Origin of the sequence: Pseudomonas sp. IT-P171 (assembly GCF_949767765.1) — a bacterium.
GTDB lineage: Bacteria > Pseudomonadota > Gammaproteobacteria > Pseudomonadales > Pseudomonadaceae > Aquipseudomonas > Aquipseudomonas fluorescens_B.
On sequence record NZ_CATKQN010000059.1, the window covers coordinates 91,064 to 109,419 of the forward strand.

17 protein-coding genes are annotated in these 18,356 nt (G+C 59.1%); 10 read left to right on the forward strand and 7 right to left on the reverse strand.

Annotated elements, in window-relative coordinates:
* The first annotated feature begins 24 nt into the window (after window positions 1-24).
* Complete coding sequence (locus ACM6I5_RS28175; protein ID WP_414885120.1) at window positions 25-2,967, forward strand: HD domain-containing phosphohydrolase; 2,943 nt, start codon at window positions 25-27, stop codon at window positions 2,965-2,967.
* Here ACM6I5_RS28175 and ACM6I5_RS28180 read toward each other — a convergent pair whose 3' ends face one another.
* Both ACM6I5_RS28180 and ACM6I5_RS28185 read right to left on the reverse strand, forming a co-directional pair.
* Window positions 2,968-3,450 (reverse strand): GAF domain-containing protein, encoded by a 483-nt coding sequence (locus tag ACM6I5_RS28180; RefSeq protein WP_017337388.1) that lies wholly within the window; start codon window positions 3,448-3,450, stop codon window positions 2,968-2,970.
* Window positions 3,447-4,337 (reverse strand): ATP-binding protein, encoded by an 891-nt coding sequence (locus ACM6I5_RS28185; protein WP_414885121.1) that lies wholly within the window; start codon window positions 4,335-4,337, stop codon window positions 3,447-3,449. The genes ACM6I5_RS28180 and ACM6I5_RS28185 overlap by 4 nt, the downstream gene beginning before the upstream one ends.
* Before the next feature lie 168 nt (window positions 4,338-4,505).
* On the opposite strand from ACM6I5_RS28185, the gene ACM6I5_RS28190 reads away from it, so the two are divergent.
* On the forward strand, window positions 4,506-6,833 hold the full coding sequence (locus tag ACM6I5_RS28190) for a response regulator (RefSeq protein WP_414885122.1): 2,328 nt from the start codon (window positions 4,506-4,508) through the stop codon (window positions 6,831-6,833).
* On the opposite strand, the gene ACM6I5_RS28195 is transcribed toward ACM6I5_RS28190, so the two are convergent.
* From ACM6I5_RS28195 to msrB, 3 genes are all read right to left on the reverse strand, one after another.
* Window positions 6,817-7,278: a MarR family winged helix-turn-helix transcriptional regulator gene (locus tag ACM6I5_RS28195; protein WP_017337385.1), complete on the reverse strand. Its 462-nt coding sequence runs from the start codon at window positions 7,276-7,278 to the stop codon at window positions 6,817-6,819. The genes ACM6I5_RS28190 and ACM6I5_RS28195 overlap by 17 nt on opposite strands.
* On the reverse strand, window positions 7,275-7,760 hold the full coding sequence (locus ACM6I5_RS28200) for a glutathione peroxidase (protein ID WP_017337384.1): 486 nt from the start codon (window positions 7,758-7,760) through the stop codon (window positions 7,275-7,277). Before ACM6I5_RS28200 ends, ACM6I5_RS28195 begins: the two co-directional genes overlap by 4 nt.
* Before the next feature lie 208 nt (window positions 7,761-7,968).
* A complete protein-coding gene (gene msrB / locus ACM6I5_RS28205; protein WP_031318585.1) occupies window positions 7,969-8,364 on the reverse strand; it encodes a peptide-methionine (R)-S-oxide reductase MsrB in 396 nt (131 codons plus the stop codon).
* 225 nt (window positions 8,365-8,589) lie between these two features.
* On the opposite strand from msrB, the gene ACM6I5_RS28210 reads away from it, so the two are divergent.
* Entirely contained in the window at window positions 8,590-9,801 is a 1,212-nt protein-coding gene (locus ACM6I5_RS28210) for a pyridoxal phosphate-dependent aminotransferase (RefSeq protein ID WP_008030363.1), read from the forward strand.
* A gap of 318 nt (window positions 9,802-10,119) precedes the next feature.
* A complete protein-coding gene (gene htpX / locus ACM6I5_RS28215) occupies window positions 10,120-11,007 on the forward strand; it encodes a protease HtpX (protein WP_017337381.1) in 888 nt (295 codons plus the stop codon).
* A gap of 110 nt (window positions 11,008-11,117) precedes the next feature.
* On the opposite strand, the gene ACM6I5_RS28220 is transcribed toward htpX, so the two are convergent.
* A complete protein-coding gene (locus ACM6I5_RS28220; protein ID WP_017337380.1) occupies window positions 11,118-11,774 on the reverse strand; it encodes a thiopurine S-methyltransferase in 657 nt (218 codons plus the stop codon).
* Between the two features lie 104 nt (window positions 11,775-11,878).
* Here ACM6I5_RS28220 and ACM6I5_RS28225 point away from each other — a divergent pair, with 104 nt between their 5' ends.
* Window positions 11,879-12,646: a DODA-type extradiol aromatic ring-opening family dioxygenase gene (locus ACM6I5_RS28225; RefSeq protein WP_414878082.1), complete on the forward strand. Its 768-nt coding sequence runs from the start codon at window positions 11,879-11,881 to the stop codon at window positions 12,644-12,646.
* Between the two features lie 24 nt (window positions 12,647-12,670).
* Here the strand turns inward: ACM6I5_RS28225 and ACM6I5_RS28230 are convergent, their stop codons facing one another.
* A complete protein-coding gene (locus ACM6I5_RS28230) occupies window positions 12,671-13,384 on the reverse strand; it encodes a UTRA domain-containing protein (RefSeq protein ID WP_017337378.1) in 714 nt (237 codons plus the stop codon).
* Window positions 13,385-13,734: 350 nt separating this feature from the next.
* Here ACM6I5_RS28230 and ACM6I5_RS28235 point away from each other — a divergent pair, with 350 nt between their 5' ends.
* The 5 genes from ACM6I5_RS28235 to ACM6I5_RS28255 all read left to right on the forward strand — a co-directional run bounded on the left by ACM6I5_RS28235 (window position 13,735) and on the right by ACM6I5_RS28255 (window position 18,351).
* Window positions 13,735-14,802: an ABC transporter substrate-binding protein gene (locus ACM6I5_RS28235; protein ID WP_414878081.1), complete on the forward strand. Its 1,068-nt coding sequence runs from the start codon at window positions 13,735-13,737 to the stop codon at window positions 14,800-14,802.
* Between the two features lie 127 nt (window positions 14,803-14,929).
* The gene (locus ACM6I5_RS28240; protein WP_017337376.1) at window positions 14,930-15,736 is read left to right on the forward strand and encodes an alkaline phosphatase family protein; all 807 of its coding nucleotides are present in this window, start codon (window positions 14,930-14,932) and stop codon (window positions 15,734-15,736) included.
* Between the two features lie 5 nt (window positions 15,737-15,741).
* On the forward strand, window positions 15,742-16,578 hold the full coding sequence (locus ACM6I5_RS28245) for an ABC transporter permease (protein WP_162491084.1): 837 nt from the start codon (window positions 15,742-15,744) through the stop codon (window positions 16,576-16,578).
* Entirely contained in the window at window positions 16,565-17,365 is an 801-nt protein-coding gene (locus ACM6I5_RS28250) for an ABC transporter permease (RefSeq protein WP_017337374.1), read from the forward strand. The genes ACM6I5_RS28245 and ACM6I5_RS28250 overlap by 14 nt, the downstream gene beginning before the upstream one ends.
* Window positions 17,362-18,351 carry an ABC transporter ATP-binding protein gene (locus tag ACM6I5_RS28255; protein WP_414885123.1) on the forward strand — a complete coding sequence of 330 codons (990 nt, stop codon included), beginning with the start codon at window positions 17,362-17,364 and terminating at the stop codon, window positions 18,349-18,351. Before ACM6I5_RS28250 ends, ACM6I5_RS28255 begins: the two co-directional genes overlap by 4 nt.
* The last annotated feature ends 5 nt before the right edge of the window (window positions 18,352-18,356 follow it).

Sequence of the window (18,356 nt, forward strand, 5' to 3'; positions counted from 1 at the left end):
TTAAACCGCATGGAGTGACCTGCAATGCCCAGCCCACTGCGCCCGGACCAACGCCGGTTTCCGTTGCACGTGCATATCAGTGTGATGTTTACCCTGCTGTTGCTCCTGACCGGCGTGGTGCTGGGCATTTTCAACTATAGGCAAACCACGCAGATCATTCTTTCCAGCAGTGAAAAGCTCTTCGAGCGCATCGAACAGGACGTCCGGCTGGACCTGCACGCCACCTATGAGCCCATCCATCATCTGTTGAGCCTGCTGGTATACAACCCGGCGGCGCAGGCTATGAGCCTGGAACAACGCCTGGCGCTGCTCGGCCCTTTCAGCCAGTCGCTCAAGGACAACCCTGATCTGGCCTCGCTGTACCTGGGCTACGATAACGGGGATTTCTTCATGGTTCGCCCCTTGCGAACCGCCGCCCTGAAAACCCTGCTCAACGCCCCGGGCAATGCGGTGTATCAAGTGTGGAGCATCGAGCGAAACGGCGGCCCGGTGCATTCCCAGTCACTGTTTTTCGATCAGGACCTGAACCTCGTCAGTCGGCAGGACAACCCCGACGACACCTACGATCCGCGAACACGTAACTGGTTTTCCAATGCCCGCCGCGACAGCGATCAGATCATCACCGAACCCTACCTCTTTTTCTCCACTCACAACGTCGGCACCACCCTGGCCCGCCGCAGCGGTGCTCACGCAATCCTGGGCGCGGACCTGACGCTGGCAGAACTGTCCGCGACGCTGGCCAAACATGTCGTCACCCCCAGTACCGAAATCGTCCTGTTCGATGCCGAAGGCAATGCCATCGCTTACCCCGACAGCAGCAAGCTGATCGTCGACGACCAGACCGCCCGCCTGAGCAAGGCCGCCGACCTGAGCCCCAGCCTCGGCGCACTACTGAGCAATCCGCCAACAGGCAATCGGCTGAAAGCCGCTGGCCGTCAATGGATCGTTGCCCGCAGCCGCATGCAGGAGGGTGGTCCCCAGGGATTGCAACTGGCGCTGCTGGTGCCGGAAGACGAATTGCTCGCCGATGCCTACCGCATGCGCTGGCAAGGGGCGTTGATTACATTGGCCACATTGCTGTTGTGCCTGCCGCTGGGCTGGCTGACCTCGAGAATTCTGGTCAAACCCCTGCGCAAATTGGTGCAGGAAGCCGATGCCATTCGCAGTTTCAATTTCAATTTTCCGGTCTCCCGTCGCTCGCCGGTGCTCGAAGTCGACCAACTGAGCGTGTCGATGACCCGCATGAAAGATACCCTGGCAAGTTTTTTCCAGATCACCGACAGCCTGAGCGCCGAGACCCGGTTTGCGCCCTTGCTGGAGCGGGTTTTGTTCGAAACCGTGAAAATCGGCCAGGCCCAGGCCGGTCTGATCTACCTCCGGGAAAATGACGGTGATCGCATGGAGCCTCACGGCCTGGTGATCGACGATATTTCACAGGCATTGCCGGCGTTCGACATTCGCGGCCACGAGCCTGGCGGCCCGCAAAGCCCCGCTTGGATGCTGCAACTGTCGAATGCCGACAATGTGGTGATCAATCTCGGTTTCGAACAGGCGGGGGATTTGCAGAAAGTGCTGCTGGCGATGGGGTGTCCGCGGGTGCACCTGATCGGTATCCGTCTGCACAATCGTCATAACGAAACCGTGGGCCTGCTGATCCTGTTGCTTGAGGATAGCGGCGGCCAAAGCGATCTCGAGAAGCTTCGTCCGGACCGCATTGCGTTCCTTCAGGCCGTGTCCGGCGCGGCTGCCGTGAGTATCGAAAGTCAACGCCTGCAAGCCAAACAGAAACAGTTGCTGGACGCTTTCATTCAACTGCTGGCCGGCGCGATTGATGCCAAAAGCCCCTACACTGGCGGTCACTGCCAGCGCGTCCCGGCGCTGACCTTGATGCTCGCACAGGCTGCCGCGACCAGTCAGGACCCCGCCTTCAGCGGTTATCAACCCACCGAAGACGAGTGGGAGGCGCTGCACATCGCTGCATGGCTGCATGACTGCGGCAAGGTCACGACGCCGGAATACGTCGTCGATAAAGCCACGAAGCTGGAAACCCTGAACGATCGCATTCACGAAATCCGCACCCGTTTCGAAGTGCTCAAGCGCGATGCCTGGGTCAGTTACTGGCAGGCCATTGCCCTGGGCGGTAACGAGCAGCACCTGGCTGAACTGCGCGACGCAACTCTGGCGGGGCTCGACGATGACTTCGCGTTTATAGCCCGTTGCAATCTGGGCGGCGAGGCGATGGCCGATGCCGATCTGCAACGCCTGCGCAGCCTGGCTCAACGGACCTGGACCCGAACCCTGGATGACCGATTGGGTGTTTCCTGGGAAGAGAATCGGCGCCAGGCGCAAACACCGGCACCGACGCTGCCGGTCAGCGAGCCGTTGCTGGCGGACAAACCCGAGCACCTGTTCGAACGCGCCGAGGCCGAACTGATTCCGGAAGACAATCCGTGGGGTTTCAAACTCGACGTGCCGCGCTACAAGTACAACCGGGGCGAACTCTACAACCTGAGCATTGCCCGGGGCACCTTGACTCGCGAGGAACGTTACATCATCAACCACCACATGGTGCAGACGATCCTGATGCTCAGCCACCTGCCCTTCCCCGCCCACCTCAACAACGTTGCGGAAATCGCTGGCGGCCACCACGAAAAAATGGACGGCACCGGTTATCCCAAGCAGCTGAAGCGTGAAGAAATGAGCCTGCCGGCGCGGATGATGGCGATTGCCGATATCTTCGAAGCGCTGACCGCCGCTGATCGCCCCTACAAGAAAGCCAAATCCTTGAGCGAAGCGCTGGGCATCATGGCCACCATGTGCCGGGATGCCCACATTGACCCTGAATTGTTCGGGCTGTTCATCAACGCCGGGATCTATCAGCAGTACGCCGACCGATTCCTTGATCCACAGCAGATCGACGCCGTGGATCCGGAAGGCCTGCTGGCCAAGGCTGGCCTCAAGGCATGATCAGCAATCGGTCAGGCGCAGGAAAATGGCCGCCAGTTTTTCAATGCCGGCTTGATCGTCAGCGGTAAACCGCGCGAGCTTCGGGCTGTCGAGGTCCAGCACGCCGATCAGGCGACCGTCCTTGACCAGCGGCACGACCAGCTCGCTGTTCGACGCGCTGTCGCAGGCGATATGTCCGGGGAAAGCGTGCACGTCTTCGACCAACTGCGTCTGCAATGTCGCCGCCGCCGTGCCACACACACCGCGACCGAACGGGATGCGCACACAGGCGATTTGCCCCTGGAACGGACCGAGCACCAGCTCTTCGTTGCGATTGAGGTAGAAACCGGCCCAGTTCAGGTCATCCAGTTGGTTATACAGAAACGCGGAAAACTGCGCGGCGTTGGCGATGAAGTCCCGCTCGTCCGCCAGCAAGGATTCCAGCTGTGCGTGCAGCATGCCGTAGCCTTCGAGGCCCTGGCCGCTTTGTTGTAAATCGATCATGCCTTGTGCTCCAACAGCTTGAGCCCGACCCAATAGCGGGCAAATTGATAGGCGCAACGTCCGTTGCGATTGCCCCGGCCGGTAGCCCAACGCACCGCGAGGATGTCCAGCTCTTCGTCACGTTGCCATTTCAGGCCGGCCTTGTCGGCCAACTGACCGATCCAGTGCTCGACCACATTGAGGAAGTGTTCCTGGGTAAACGGATAGAACGACAGCCACAGGCCGAAGCGGTCCGACAGGGCGATCTTGTCTTCCACGGCTTCGCTGGGATGCAGCTCGCCGTCGACCCGTTTCCAGTTCTCGTTGTCGCTTTCCTTTTCCGGCACCAGATGGCGACGGTTGGAGGTGGCGTACAACAAAACGTTATCCGGTGCCTGCTCGAGGGAACCGTCGAGCACGCTCTTGAGCACGCGATAATCACCTTCGCCCGATTCGAACGACAGGTCATCGCAGAACAGCACGAAGCGCTGGGGCAACCTGGCAATCTGTTCGACCACCCGTGGCAGGTCCGCCAGGTGGTCGCGCTCGATTTCGATCAGCCGCAAACCGGCCTTGGCATGCTCGGCCAGCAAGGCACGCACCAGCGACGATTTACCGGTGCCACGCGAGCCCCAGAGCAAGGCGTGGTTGGCCGGCATGCCGTCGATGAACTGTTGGGTATTGCGCCCCAGCTGTTCCAGTTGCCGGTCGACGCCGATCAGGTCGGACAAACGCATGTCGAGGCTGACGTGCAGCGGCAACAGAAAACCGCTGCGACCCTCGCGTTGCCAGCGCGCAGCCAGGCATTGCGTCCAGTCGATGGATTGCCGAAGTGCAGGCAGCAACGGTTCGATTCGAGCCAGAACGGCATCGGCGCGTTCAAGAAAAGCATTCAATCGGGAATCCACGTCTTCTCCTCGGGCACGTTCACAGTAATGATGGCGCTACAGCGACGAAACACGGCGGTCGGTGCCCGGGTCATCCCTTGTTGCACAAGGGCTCGCGAGAACATCGGTATCCATGCATGATCGACTATGCTTGAGCAGCGAAGGGAAACGGAAGTGGTTCAACACCCCATGGATATCAAGTTCACCAACCGGCTGTCCTACAAACAAGCCCGGCTTACCGTGCTGGTCGGTTTCATTCTGGGCACGCTGCTCAGCCTGCTGCAAATAGGCATCGATTATGCCAGTGAAGACGCCTCCATCAACCGGGAAATACTGTCTTTACTGGAAATCAGCCATAACCCCGCCTCGCGCATTGCCTACAACATCGACGCCGAACTCGCCCAGGAACTGACCTTGGGCCTGCTGCGCTCACCGGCGATCATCGGCGCGCAACTGACCGACAACAACGGCACCGTGCTGGCCAGCGTGAAGCGGCCTGGCGTGCAGAGCGGCTATCGGGTGATCAGTGACTTCCTGTTCGGAGCCGACCGCGCGTTCGAAGACCGTCTGTATCTGGATCACTTGCCGAGCGAATCCCTCGGCACACTGCGTCTGGATGTCGACACCTATTCATTTGGCAACCGGTTCCTGCGCCGGGCCGAAATCACCCTGCTCAATGGGTTCGCCCGCAGCCTGCTCCTGACCGGCATCCTGCTGGCGTTGTTCTACGTGATGCTGACCAAACCGCTGGTGCGAGTCATCCGCGAACTCAGCAGCCGCGATCCGCGCAGCGTCGAACCGACCTGGCTGGAGTACCCGGCGGGCCATGAAAACGATGAGATCGGTGTGCTGGTCAAAGTTGCAAACCAGCAGTTTGAAAACATCGCTACCGAAATCCAGCAGCGACGTAACGCCGAAAACCGCCTGACCGACTACCTTGGGCAACTGGAAAACATCGTGTCTGCGCGCACCGCAGAACTCAAGGCGATCAACACCCGGCTCAGCCAGTCCAATCAGGAACTGGAAGTCGCACGCAGCACGGCCCTGGACATGGCGGAAGCACGCTCGGTGTTCCTCGCCAACATGAGCCACGAAATCCGCACGCCCCTCAATGGATTGCTGGGGATGATCGCCCTTTCCCTCGACGGCCCGCTGAATGCCGAGCAACAGCAACAACTGTCCATCGCCCATGACTCGGGCAAAGTGCTGGTGGAATTGCTCAACGATATTCTCGACCTGTCGAAATTCGATGCCGGCCAGCTCGAGCTCGAACACATTCCGTTCGACCTCGGCTCACTGATCGAGGACACCGCCAACCTGCTGTCGCAGAACGCGGCGCCCAGCGTCGAGCTGACGTGCCTGATCGATCCGGCTTTTCCGGCGCTGGTGCTCGGCGATCCGACTCGCGTGCGGCAGATCGTCAGCAATCTCTTGTCCAACGCGCTCAAGTTCACCCGGTTCGGTCGGGTCGATGTGCGCCTGTCGACCTTCGAAGAAGGCGTCAGAATCGAAGTCTGCGATACCGGCATCGGTATCGCCCAGGACGCTCAGGTGAAGATCTTCCAGCCCTTTACCCAGGCCGGGGCGGGTATTACCCGACAATTCGGCGGCACCGGGCTGGGGCTGGCGTTGACCTACAACCTTTGCGAAGCCATGGAGGGGCGCCTCACCATCAGCTCGGAAGCGGGTTTCGGCAGCCAGTTCTGCGCCGATCTGCCACTGCCCTGCCACACCCGCGCCCTGCCACCGGCGACACTGCGCGGCAAGGTCATCGCGATTACCGCTGCCAGCAGCGGCCTGGCAGAGCTGTTGAAAAGCCTGTTGCCGGAATGGGGACTCGATTACCAGCAACGCTCGATCGATGACTCAATGATTGGTCTGAAGCCCGACATGGTGATCACCGATTGTCCGGAATGCCTGTTTGGCCTGCGCCCCAACTGCACCGCGCCCATTTTGCTGGTGACCGCTTATGGCAGTTTCATGCCCAGCGAACAGGCCAGCGCCCTGGCCCCCCTGCAACAACAGGCGCGGCCGTTGGCGCGCAATGCGCTTTACCAGACACTGCGGCGAATCCTGCAGCCGGAAGTCAACATCCTCAACGATGCACGCCTGGAAGCCCTCTCACCTCAGCGACGCGGTCGGGTACTGCTCGTGGAGGACAATCCGGTGAATCAGTTGGTGGCCAAGGGCATGCTCGGAAAACTCGGCTGCGAGGTGATTGTCGCGGCTCACGGCGGTGAAGCGCTGGATCAACTGGAACACAGTGAGTTCGATCTGGTGCTGATGGACTGCAACATGCCGGTGATGGATGGCTACGAAGCCAGTCGGCAAATCCGTCGCAGCGGGCGCTGGCCGCAGTTGCCCATCGTCGCCCTGACCGCCAACGCCATGTCCGAAGAGCGCGAACGCTGCCGTGCGGCGGGCATGAGCGATTACCTGGCCAAACCCTTCCGGCGCGAAGAACTGGCTGCGCTACTGGATTTATGGATGCCGACTACGACTACGACAATGACCTGATCTGCCCCAGCAGGTGATCGAGGCCATCGCGCAAGTCATTGAGCCGGTCCAGATCGACGCCGCTGTCGCACAGCAAGCGGGCCTTGAGCGGTCCGACCTGATCACGCAATGCCTTGCCGGTTGGCGACAGGCTCAGGTGCACCTCGCGCTCATCCCGCGCCGAACGTTGGCGCTGAACCAGTTGCAACTGCTCAAGTCGCTTGAGCAGCGGCGTCAACGTGCCGGAGTCCAGCGCCAAACGCTCGCCCAGCGCCTTGACCGTAGGTTGATCAGGTGCTGCCTCCTGCCATTCCCACAACACCAGCATCGCCAGGTATTGCGGATAGGTCAGGCCGAGCTGATCAAGCATTGGCTTGTAGGCACGGATCACCGCCCGCGAGGCGGCGTACAGTTTGAAGCAGAGTTGGCTGTCGAGCTTCAGGGAATCGACGGACAAGGTGTTCATTTGAGCAGGGCTTCGATCTCGCGGCTCAGGTCCTGCGGCTTGGTCGCCGGAGCGAAACGCTTGACCAGCTGGCCGTCCTTGCCGATCAGGAACTTGGTGAAGTTCCACTTGATGCCTTGGGAACCCAGCACACCCGGCGCACGTTTTTTCAACTGCACGAACAGTGGGTGGGCGTCGGTGCCGTTAACGTCGATCTTTTTGAACAACGGGAAACTGACTCCGTAGTTCAGCTCGCAGAACTCGGAAATCGCCCCTTCGTTACCCGGCTCCTGCTTGCCGAACTGGTTGCAGGGAAAACCGAGCACCACCAGGCCCTGGTCCTTGTAGGTCTGCCACAGCTCCTCGAGGCCTTTGTATTGCGGAGTAAAGCCGCATTTGCTCGCGGTGTTGACCACCAGCACCGCTTTGCCGGCGAAGTCAGCCAGGGTCTTTTGCTCACCCTTGATGGTGGTGCACGGGATGCTCAGCAGATTGTCGCTCATGATGTGCGCTCTGATGTGAAGGAATATGAGGCAAACATAGCGAGCAATTGAATTGTGTGCAATTTAATTAATAGGTATGACGGATCACTGAACGACAGTTGGCGTAGGAGCTGCCGAAGGCTGCGATCTTTTGATCTTGATCTTCGGCAATCGCGAGAAAACCAAGATCAGGAGATCGCAGCCTTCGGCAGCTCCTACAGGGGTCGCATTACGAGCGCGGCACCAGGTCCAGGCACACCGAGTTGATGCAATAACGCAAGCCTGTCGGCGGCGGACCGTCCGGGAATACGTGCCCCAGGTGCGCATCGCATTTGGCGCAGACCACTTCGGTGCGGATCATGCCGTGGCTGACGTCACGGATCTCGACCATGGCGCTGTCGCCGATCGGGGCATAGAAGCTCGGCCAGCCGCAACCGGAATCAAATTTGGTCTTGGAGTCGAAAAGCGGCTCGTTGCAGCAGATGCAGTGGTAAATACCGTCGATCTTGCTGTCATTGTATTTGCCGGAAAACGGGCGTTCGGTGCCCTTGAGGCGGCAAACGTTGTATTGCTCCGGATCGAGCATCGCCCGCCATTCTTCCAGGGTTTTTTCCAACTTTTCCATCATCACACCTCGGCAGCTGAAAAAGCCCGATCTGTACCTTTTCCACGGATCGGGCGGCACGTATGATTGCGCCTCGTCAAACGCCAGTCTGGCAGCCAGACCACGCGCATTCAAACGGATTTATGAGTGCTGCCTCTCAAGGCGTCAGCCTGTGTGAATACGCAGGATTCCCAGTACGGTGGTTCAGACGCCGCCTGGATCGTTCATTTTCGGGAACACATCGCCATGCAGGTCAGCAAATCGAACAAGCTCGCCAACGTCTGCTACGACATTCGCGGCCCAGTGCTCAAGCACGCCAAACGCCTGGAAGAGGAAGGCCATCGCATCCTCAAGCTGAACATCGGCAACCCGGCGCCTTTTGGTTTCGAAGCGCCGGACGAAATCCTCCAGGACGTGATCCGCAACCTGCCGACGGCCCAGGGCTACAGCGACTCCAAGGGCCTGTTCAGTGCGCGTAAAGCCGTCATGCAGTACTACCAGCAGAAGCAGGTAGAAGGCGTCGGCATTGAAGACATCTACCTGGGCAACGGCGTTTCCGAACTGATCGTGATGTCGATGCAGGCCCTGCTCAACAACGGCGACGAAGTGCTGGTGCCGGCTCCCGACTATCCGCTGTGGACTGCCGCCGTGAGCCTGTCCGGCGGCAACCCGGTGCATTACCTGTGTGACGAACAGGCCAACTGGTGGCCGGACCTGGCCGACATCAAGGCCAAGATCACCCCGAATACCAAGGCGCTGGTGATCATCAACCCGAACAACCCGACCGGCGCGGTGTATTCCAAGGAAGTGCTGCTGGGCATGCTGGAGCTGGCCCGTCAGCACAATCTGGTGGTGTTCTCCGATGAGATCTACGACAAGATCCTGTACGACGACGCCGTGCACATCTGCACCGCTTCGCTGGCGCCGGACTTGCTGTGCCTGACCTTCAACGGCCTGTCCAAGTCCTATCGCGTCGCCGGTTTCCGTTCCGGCTGGATTGCCATCTCCGGGCCGAAACACCACGCGCAAAGCTACATCGAAGGCATCGACATGCTGGCGAACATGCGTCTTTGCGCCAACGTGCCGAGCCAGCACGCGATCCAGACCGCCCTCGGCGGCTACCAGAGCATCAATGACCTGGTGCTGCCGCAAGGTCGCCTGCTGGAACAACGCAACCGAACCTGGGAATTGCTCAATGACATTCCCGGCGTGAGCTGCGTCAAGCCGATGGGTGCACTGTATGCATTCCCGCGCATTGACCCGAAAGTCTGCCCGATCCACAACGACGAAAAATTCGTGCTCGACCTGCTGCTGTCGGAAAAGCTGCTGGTCGTACAAGGCACCGCCTTCAACTGGCCTTGGCCGGACCACTTCCGCGTCGTGACCTTGCCACGCGTCGACGACCTGGACATGGCCATCGGACGGATTGGCAACTTCCTCAAATCCTATCGCCAGTAATCGGACTGGCCGCGTGCGACTTTTTAACGAAAGTCGCACGAGGATCAATTCAGCAACATATCTTTACCCCTTGCCGGGCATCCCCGCTTCAATTGTTCACCGACTTCATGTTTCGTGGCTGTGTCCAACAATGGCGGGGCTTGCGATGCGAATCGGCTGACAATCGCTTCCCGTATCCACGTCGGAAATGTCCTGCAAGCGGCTAGACTCTTGCTGTAGGACACAGTTTGAAATAGTCACCCGGTTGAATAGCCCGGTGCAGCACCTTATATACCCCGCAGTACGCTACATCTTTAGCAAAAGGAGATTTCTACAACCATGATGCGCATCCTGCTGTTTTTGGCCACTAACCTGGCGGTCGTGCTGATTGCCAGCATCACCCTGAGCCTTTTCGGCTTCAACGGGTTCATGGCGGCCAATGGGGTTGATCTCAACCTCAATCAGCTGCTGATTTTCTGTGCGGTCTTTGGTTTCGCCGGTTCGCTGTTCTCGCTGTTCATCTCCAAGTGGATGGCGAAAATGAGTACCAGCACCCAGATCATTACCCAGCCGCGCACACGTCATGAGCAATGGCTGCTGCAAACGGTCGAGCAACTGTCCCGCGAAGCCGGGATCAAGATGCCGGAAGTCGGGATTTTCCCGGCCTACGAGGCGAACGCCTTCGCCACTGGCTGGAACAAGAACGACGCACTGGTCGCGGTCAGCCAGGGCTTGCTCGAACGATTCTCGCCGGATGAGGTGAAAGCCGTTCTGGCCCACGAAATCGGTCACGTGGCCAACGGTGACATGGTCACCCTGGCGCTGATCCAGGGCGTGGTGAACACCTTCGTCATGTTCTTCGCACGGATCATCGGCAACTTTGTCGACAAGGTGATCTTCAAGAACGAAGAAGGCCAGGGCATCGCCTACTACGTGGCGACCATTTTCGCCGAACTGGTCCTGGGTATTCTCGCCAGCGCCATCGTCATGTGGTTCTCGCGTAAACGTGAATTCCGTGCGGATGAAGCCGGTGCTCGCCTGGCGGGCACCAACGCGATGATCGGCGCGCTGCAACGCCTGCGCGCTGAACAAGGCCTGCCGGTGCATATGCCGGACACCCTGAGCGCGTTTGGTATCAACGGTGGCATCAAACAAGGGTTGGCTCGCATGTTCATGAGCCACCCGCCGCTTGAAGAGCGTATCGACGCACTGCGTCGTCGGGGCTGAGCGGTTCCGCAATAAAGAAAAGGCCCGCAGTGATGCGGGCCTTTTTTTGTCTGTCTGAATTGTGTGGTGCTGACACTGGCCTCATCGCCGGCAAGCACAATCAACACAACTTAATGACTGGAAACCCGATAAACCCGTTCCTCAAGCCGCGTCACGCCGCTCTCGATGAACTTCCAGCTCTCACCCAGGACATCCTGGTCTTCCAGAATTTTCAGCGACCACACCGCGCCGAACAACCGTTGCACTTCATCATCAGGCACGGCAAACGGCGGCCCGTCTTTTTGCGCCTGGTCGTAATCCAGCGTGATCAAAAGCCCCAAAGTGTCTTTCGGCAGAATCCGGTTCAGATGAGCCGCATATTGCTCTCGCATCTTCGGTGGCAAGGCTATCAACGCTGCGCGGTCGTACAGAGCGCTGCAATCGGCAACATCGCCGGCAGTCAGGGCGAAGAAATCACCACACCAGATCTCGATCGACCCCGCCCGATACACCGTAAAAGGCCCTTGATCGCTGACATCCGGATCAAATTGGTGCTCGTGGAAAAAGTCTTCCACCGCTTTTTCCGACAACTCGACACCCAACACTTCGTGACCGCATTTCGCCAGCCATAGCAAATCCAGGCTTTTCCCACATAACGGCACCAGTACGCGCGTCCCGTCCTCCAGGCCCAACTGAGGCCAGTACCGTTGCAGATATGGATTCACTTCCGGCAGATGAAAGCCGATCTGATTCGACGTCCACCGCTTGTGCCAAAACTCCGGCTGCATAAATATCTCCGAAAATTCGATCAAAACACCCTAAAACTTATATTAGATTTAGATCAATGATCTGACTGAAGATGACGCCCATCTTAACTCTCAGGAGCTCATTCATGTTGCCCAGCCTGTATATATCCCATGGCTCACCCATGCTGGCCCTGGAACCCGGCGCTAGTGGGCCGGCTCTCGCGCGCCTGGCTGGCGAGTTGCCAAAACCCAGGGCCATCGTGATTGTTTCCGCCCACTGGGAAAACAATGAACTGTTGGTCAGCGGCAATCCGCAACCTGAAACCTGGCATGACTTTGGTGGCTTTCCCAAGGCATTGTTCGAGGTGCAATACCCGGCACCCGGCGATCCACAGTTGGCCGCAGAGGTTGTCCAGTTGCTGAAGCGCAGTGACTTGCCCGCCCGCATCGACACCGAACGACCTTTCGACCATGGCGTATGGGTGCCTTTGTCGTTGATGTACCCGCAAGCCGACATTCCGGTGGTGCAAGTCTCGCTGCCTACACGCGGCGGCCCTGCCCTGCAAACCCGCGTCGGGCACGCACTGGCCAGCCTGCGCGAACAGGGCGTTCTGTTGATCGGCTCCGGCAGCATCACCCATAACCTGCGCGAACTGGACTGGCATGCGGGTCCCGAAAGCGTCGAACCGTGGGCCAGGGAATTCCGCGACTGGATGATCGAAAAACTCGAAGCGAACGATGAAGCCGCGTTGCATGACTATCGTCAGCAAGCACCGAACGCTGTGCGCAACCACCCGAGTGATGAGCATTTGTTGCCGCTGTACTTCGCCCGTGGTGCTGGCGGGACTTTCAGCGTCAGCCATAAGGGGTTCACCATGGGCGCCCTGGGCATGGACATTTACCGCTTCGGATAATGAAAGAACCTGCGGCGGCCAGGCTCAGACCACATCAACGCCGACATGAATCGCATCGTGCCGCCAAAACTCCAGGTCACAATCGATCAGCCGCTCATGCTGGTCGTAATTGACCCGGGCGATGCGCAATCCCGGACTCCCGACCGACACCCGTAGCGCCGCAGCGGCATCCGCCGACAGCGCCGTCGGCACGATCTCGAAACGCACCCGCCCGTAGTGCAAGTCGTAATGCCGCGCGTACAACTCGGTAATCGACTGATTCAAATCAAACTCCAGGATCCCCGGAAAATACTGCGGATTGAGGTAGTGCTCCACATACAGCACCAGCCGCTCATCAATCCGCCGAGCCCGGCAGACCTGAATCACACTCGACAACGCCGGCAACTGCAGCCAGGCACAGACCGCTGCCGACGCCGGTTGCAGCCGTGCCGAAATCACTTCGGTGGACGGCACCCGCCCCTGAGCGCTGACCATCGCGTGAAAGTGACTGCGCTGCATCAGGTTATAAGCCAGGCGCGGCGGCGACACGAACCAGCCCCGACGCTCCTCGCGATAAATCTGCCCTTGGGCTTCCAACTGCAACAATGCTTCGCGCACGGTTATGCGTGTGGTGCCGAATAACTCACTGAGCTTGCGCTCCGCCGGTAACTTGCTGCCGGGCGCCAGCAGCCCGTGATCGAGTTGTTCCTGAAGAACCTGCCCGATAGCTGTCACCGCTTTGGTTGTCTCGATGCGCATCAACGTTACCTATCTGGACTAGACCAGCACTGTTTCGGGGCGAAACCGTCATTGGAAACGGCTCCTTCAACTATCAGCAAGCCTAGGCACTCCAGATGACTGACAGATGACAAAGGCGCTGAACGGTGCTGTCAGGTGCCTGCAATTTCATGGCCAAGTCCTTTCATATCAGCTCTTTAGCCATGGTCTACGCTTATCCCGAAGCCTGAGCGCTGTTGCACAAAAAATGGAGGCGGACCGCTGATCGACATCAAAATGTCATCAGAGGCGCCTAAATTGGCTCAGGTATTGCTGACCTAGACCAACACCACCGCAATCGCAGCGTTGATAACGACCAAAGGAGCTTCGGAATGAAACAGCTTTTCCTGGCATCACTGTTAGGCTCGACCATTGCCCTGTGCACCGCCGCCATGGCGGCTGATACCGATCTGAAAACCCTGGAAGCCGCTGCGAAAGCGGAAGGTGAGGTCAACAGCGTCGGCATGCCCGACAACTGGGCCAACTGGAAAGGCACCTGGGATGACCTGGCCAAGAACTACGGCCTGAAACACATCGACACCGACATGAGCTCGGCCCAGGAAATCGCCAAGTTCGCCGCTGAAAAAGACAACGCCAGCGCCGACATCGGCGACGTCGGTGCAGCATTCGGCCCGATTGCAGTCAAGCAAGGCGTGGTCCAACCGTACAAGCCAAGCACATGGGCTCAGGTTCCTGACTGGGCGAAGGACAAGGATGGTAACTGGGCACTGGCCTACACCGGCACCATCGCCTTCATCATCAACAAAAAATTGTTGCACGGCTCCGATGCGCCAACCAAATGGGCTGACTTGAAAGACGGTAAGTACAAGGTCTCCATCGGCGACGTGAGCACTGCGGCCCAAGCTGCCAACGGTGTGCTGGCTGCTGCTCTGGCCAACGGCGGCGACGAGAAAAACCTCCAGCCCGCACTGTTGCTGTTCGCCGACATCGCCAAGCAAGGTCGTCTGTCCATGTCCAACCCGACCATCGCCACGATGGAAAAGGGCGAAATCGAAGTTGGTGTGGTCTGGGACTTCAACGGTCTGAGCTACAAGGCGAAGATGGCGAATCCGGATGACTACACCGTACTGATTCCATCCGACGGCTCGGTGATTTCCGGTTACACCACCATCATCAACAAATACGCCAAGCACCCGAACGCCGCCAAACTGGCCCGCGAATACATCTTCAGCGACGCCGGCCAGATCAACCTGGCGCGCGGCAACGCTCGTCCGATCCGTGCCGAACACCTGACATTGCCGGCCGATGTTCAGGCTCAGTTGCTGCCTAACGAGCAGTACAAAAAAGTGACTCCGATCAAGGACGCGGACGCGTGGGAGAAGACCTCCAAGGCCCTGCCGCAGAAGTGGAACGAAGAAGTCATCGTCGAGATGAAATAAAGCTGCAGGAGCCGGCTTGCCGGCGATTGCATCACTGCGGTGCTCCGTCAGACCGCGGCGTATGGATCGCCAGCAAGCCGGCTGCTACACATTTTATCGATCCACCTGTTTCGCGGAGTTCCGCCCTATGAAGCACAACGTCATCCTTGTCGTGCTCGACGGCCTCAATTACGAGGTTGCGCGCCACGCCATGGGGCACTTGCAGGCTTACGTTGGCGCAGGACGCGCGGCGCTCTACAAACTGGAGTGCGAACTGCCGGCCCTGTCCCGCCCACTGTATGAATGCATCCTGACCGGCGTCACGCCGATCGACAGTGGCATCGTCCACAACAACGTCTCGCGCCTGTCCAGTCAGCGCAGTATCTATCACTACGCCACCGATGCCGGTCTTAAAACTGCCGCCGCGGCCTATCACTGGGTGAGCGAGCTGTATAACCGTTCGCCGTTCGTAGCCGCCCGGGACCGTCACACCGACGATCCCGAAATGCCGATCCAGCACGGACATTTCTACTGGAACGACCATTACCCGGATTCGCACCTGTTCGCCGACGCGGAAAACCTGCGCCTGCGGCATGCACCGAATTTCCTCCTGGTACACCCCATGAACATCGACGACGCCGGGCACAAGCACGGCCTCGACACCCAGCAATACCGTAACAGTGCCCGTTCGGCGGACATCCTCCTTGCGGACTACCTGCAAGGCTGGCTCGACGCCGGTTACCAGGTGCTGGTCACCGCCGACCACGGCATGAACAACGATCGCTCCCACAACGGCCTGCTGCCCGAAGAACGCGAAGTACCGCTGTTCGTGCTCGGTGATGCGTTCAGTTTCAACACCAGCGCTGCGCCCAGGCAAACCGAGATCTGCGGCACCGTCTGCGAACTGCTGGGTGTGACCCACGACAAACCTGTGTGCCGGGAGCTGCTCAAGTGAACGCCATGACTCGCGGCAAATGGCTGGCAGCCTTGTGCCTGGTGCCTTTCGCACTGTTCTTTATCGTGTTCGAGATCGCCCCGCTCGTCTGGGTGATGATCAACAGCCTTGAGTCGGAAGAGTCCGGCTGGGGCCTGGCCAACTTCACCCGGATCTTCAGCTCGAAGTTCTACTTGCAGGCGATCCAGTACAGCCTCGAGATCAGCTTCTGGTCCAGCGTGTTCGGGATCATCATCGCGGTGCTTGGTGCGTATTCCCTGCGTCGGGTCGACTCGAAACTGCGCAACTTCGTCAACGCCTTCGCCAACATGACCAGTAATTTCTCCGGCGTGCCCCTGGCTTTCGCGTTCATTATCCTGCTGGGTTTCAACGGCAGCATCACCCTCATGCTCAAGCAGGCCGGGATCATTCAGGACTTCAACCTGTACTCGAAAACCGGGCTGATCATTCTTTACACCTACTTCCAGATTCCCCTGGGCGTGCTGCTGCTTTACCCGGCCTTCGACGCCCTGCGTGAAGACTGGCGCGAGTCCGCCGAACTGCTTGGCGCCAACGGCTGGCAATTCTGGCGACACATCGGTTTGCCGGTGCTGACGCCTGCGCTGCTCGGCACGTTCGTGATCCTGCTGGCGAACGCCCTCGGCGCCTACGCCACCGTGTACGCCCTCACCACCGGCAACTTCAACGTGATGACGATCCGTATTGCGGCGATGGTCTCGGGCGACATTTCCCTGGACCCGAACCTGGCCAGCGCTCTGGCCGTGGTACTGGTGGCGTTGATGACGCTGGTGACCGTCGTGCATCAGTTGCTGTTGAAGAGGAGCTACCATGTCTCGCGCTGAATTGGGCCCGGCCGGTGTTTATCACCGCGTCGTGGTGTACCTGCTGTTTGCCATTCTGTTACTGCCGCTGGTCGGCACCTTTATCTACTCGATTTCCAGCAGTTGGTCGGCAACCATTCTGCCCAGCGGTTTCAGCTTCAAATGGTACGTGCAGTTGTGGAGCGATCCGCGTTTCCTGAGTGCTTTCGGTCAATCGCTGCTGGTCTGCGTCGGTTCGCTGATCCTGGCGGTGGTGCTGATTTTGCCGCTGCTATTCGTGGTGCATTACCACTTCCCGAAACTCGACGCGTGGATGAACATCCTGATCCTGCTGCCCTTCGCGGTGCCGCCGGTGGTGTCGTCGGTGGGGTTATTGCAGCTTTACGGGTCGGGGCCATTCGCGATGGTCGGCACGCCCTGGATTCTGATCGGCTGCTATTTCACTGTGGCGCTGCCGTTCATGTACCGGGCCATTACCAACAACCTGCAAGCCATCAACCTGCACGACCTGATGGACGCTGCCCAACTGCTCGGTGCCAGCACCTGGCAAGCAGCGTTCCTGGTCGTATTGCCGAACCTGCGCAAGGGTTTGATGGTGGCGTTGCTGCTGTCGTTCTCGTTCCTGTTCGGTGAGTTCGTGTTCGCCAACATCCTCGTCGGCACCCGCTACGAAACCCTGCAGGTCTACCTCAACAACATGCGTAACAGCAGCGGCCACTTCACCAGTGCGGTGGTGATTTCCTACTTCTTCTTTGTGCTGGTTCTGACCTGGGCGGCCAATATCTTGAACAAGGACAAAAGCGAATGAGCTATGTCAGCGTCCAACATCTGCAGAAAAACTACGCCGGCACCACGGTGTTCAGCGACATCAACTGCGAAATCCAGAAGGGTGAATTCGTCACCCTCCTCGGCCCGTCCGGTTGTGGCAAATCCACGCTTCTGCGCTGCATTGCCGGCCTGACATCGGTGGATGGCGGCAAGATCCTGCTCGATGGACACGATCTCGTACCACTGAGCCCGCAGAAGCGCGGGATCGGCATGGTATTCCAGAGCTATGCCCTGTTCCCCAATATGACCGTTGAGCAAAACGTCGCCTTCGGTTTGCGCATGCAAAAGGTCAACAGCGACGACAGCCAGAAGCGCGTTGCCGACGTGTTGAAACTGGTGGAGCTGAATGACTTTGCTGCGCGTTATCCCCATCAGTTGTCGGGGGGGCAATGCCAGCGTGTCGCCCTCGCCCGCTCATTGGTGACTCGCCCACGTCTGTTGTTGCTCGATGAACCGCTGTCAGCGCTCGATGCGCGCATTCGCAAGCACTTGCGCGAACAGATCCGTCAGATCCAGCGCGAACTCGGCCTGACCACGATCTTCGTCACACACGATCAGGAAGAAGCGCTGACCATGTCTGACCGGATTTTCCTGATGAATCAGGGAAAGATCGTACAGAGCGGCGACGCCGAAACCCTGTACACCGCGCCCGTGGATGTTTTTGCCGCCGGTTTCATCGGTAACTACAACCTGCTGGACGCCGACAGCGCCACGAAACTGCTGCAACGACCGATCGCACATCGCATCGCAATTCGCCCGGAAGCCATCGAACTGAGCCTGAACGGCGAACTCGATGCACAAATACGCAGCCACAGCCTGCTGGGGAACGTGATCCGCTACCGGGTCGAGGCCCGTGGCGTGGAACTGGTGGTGGATGTGCTCAACCGCTCGGCGGCCGATCTGCATCCCGATGGTCAGCGTCTGGCGCTTTCCATCGATCCGACGGCCCTGTGTGAGGTAGCCTGATGCCT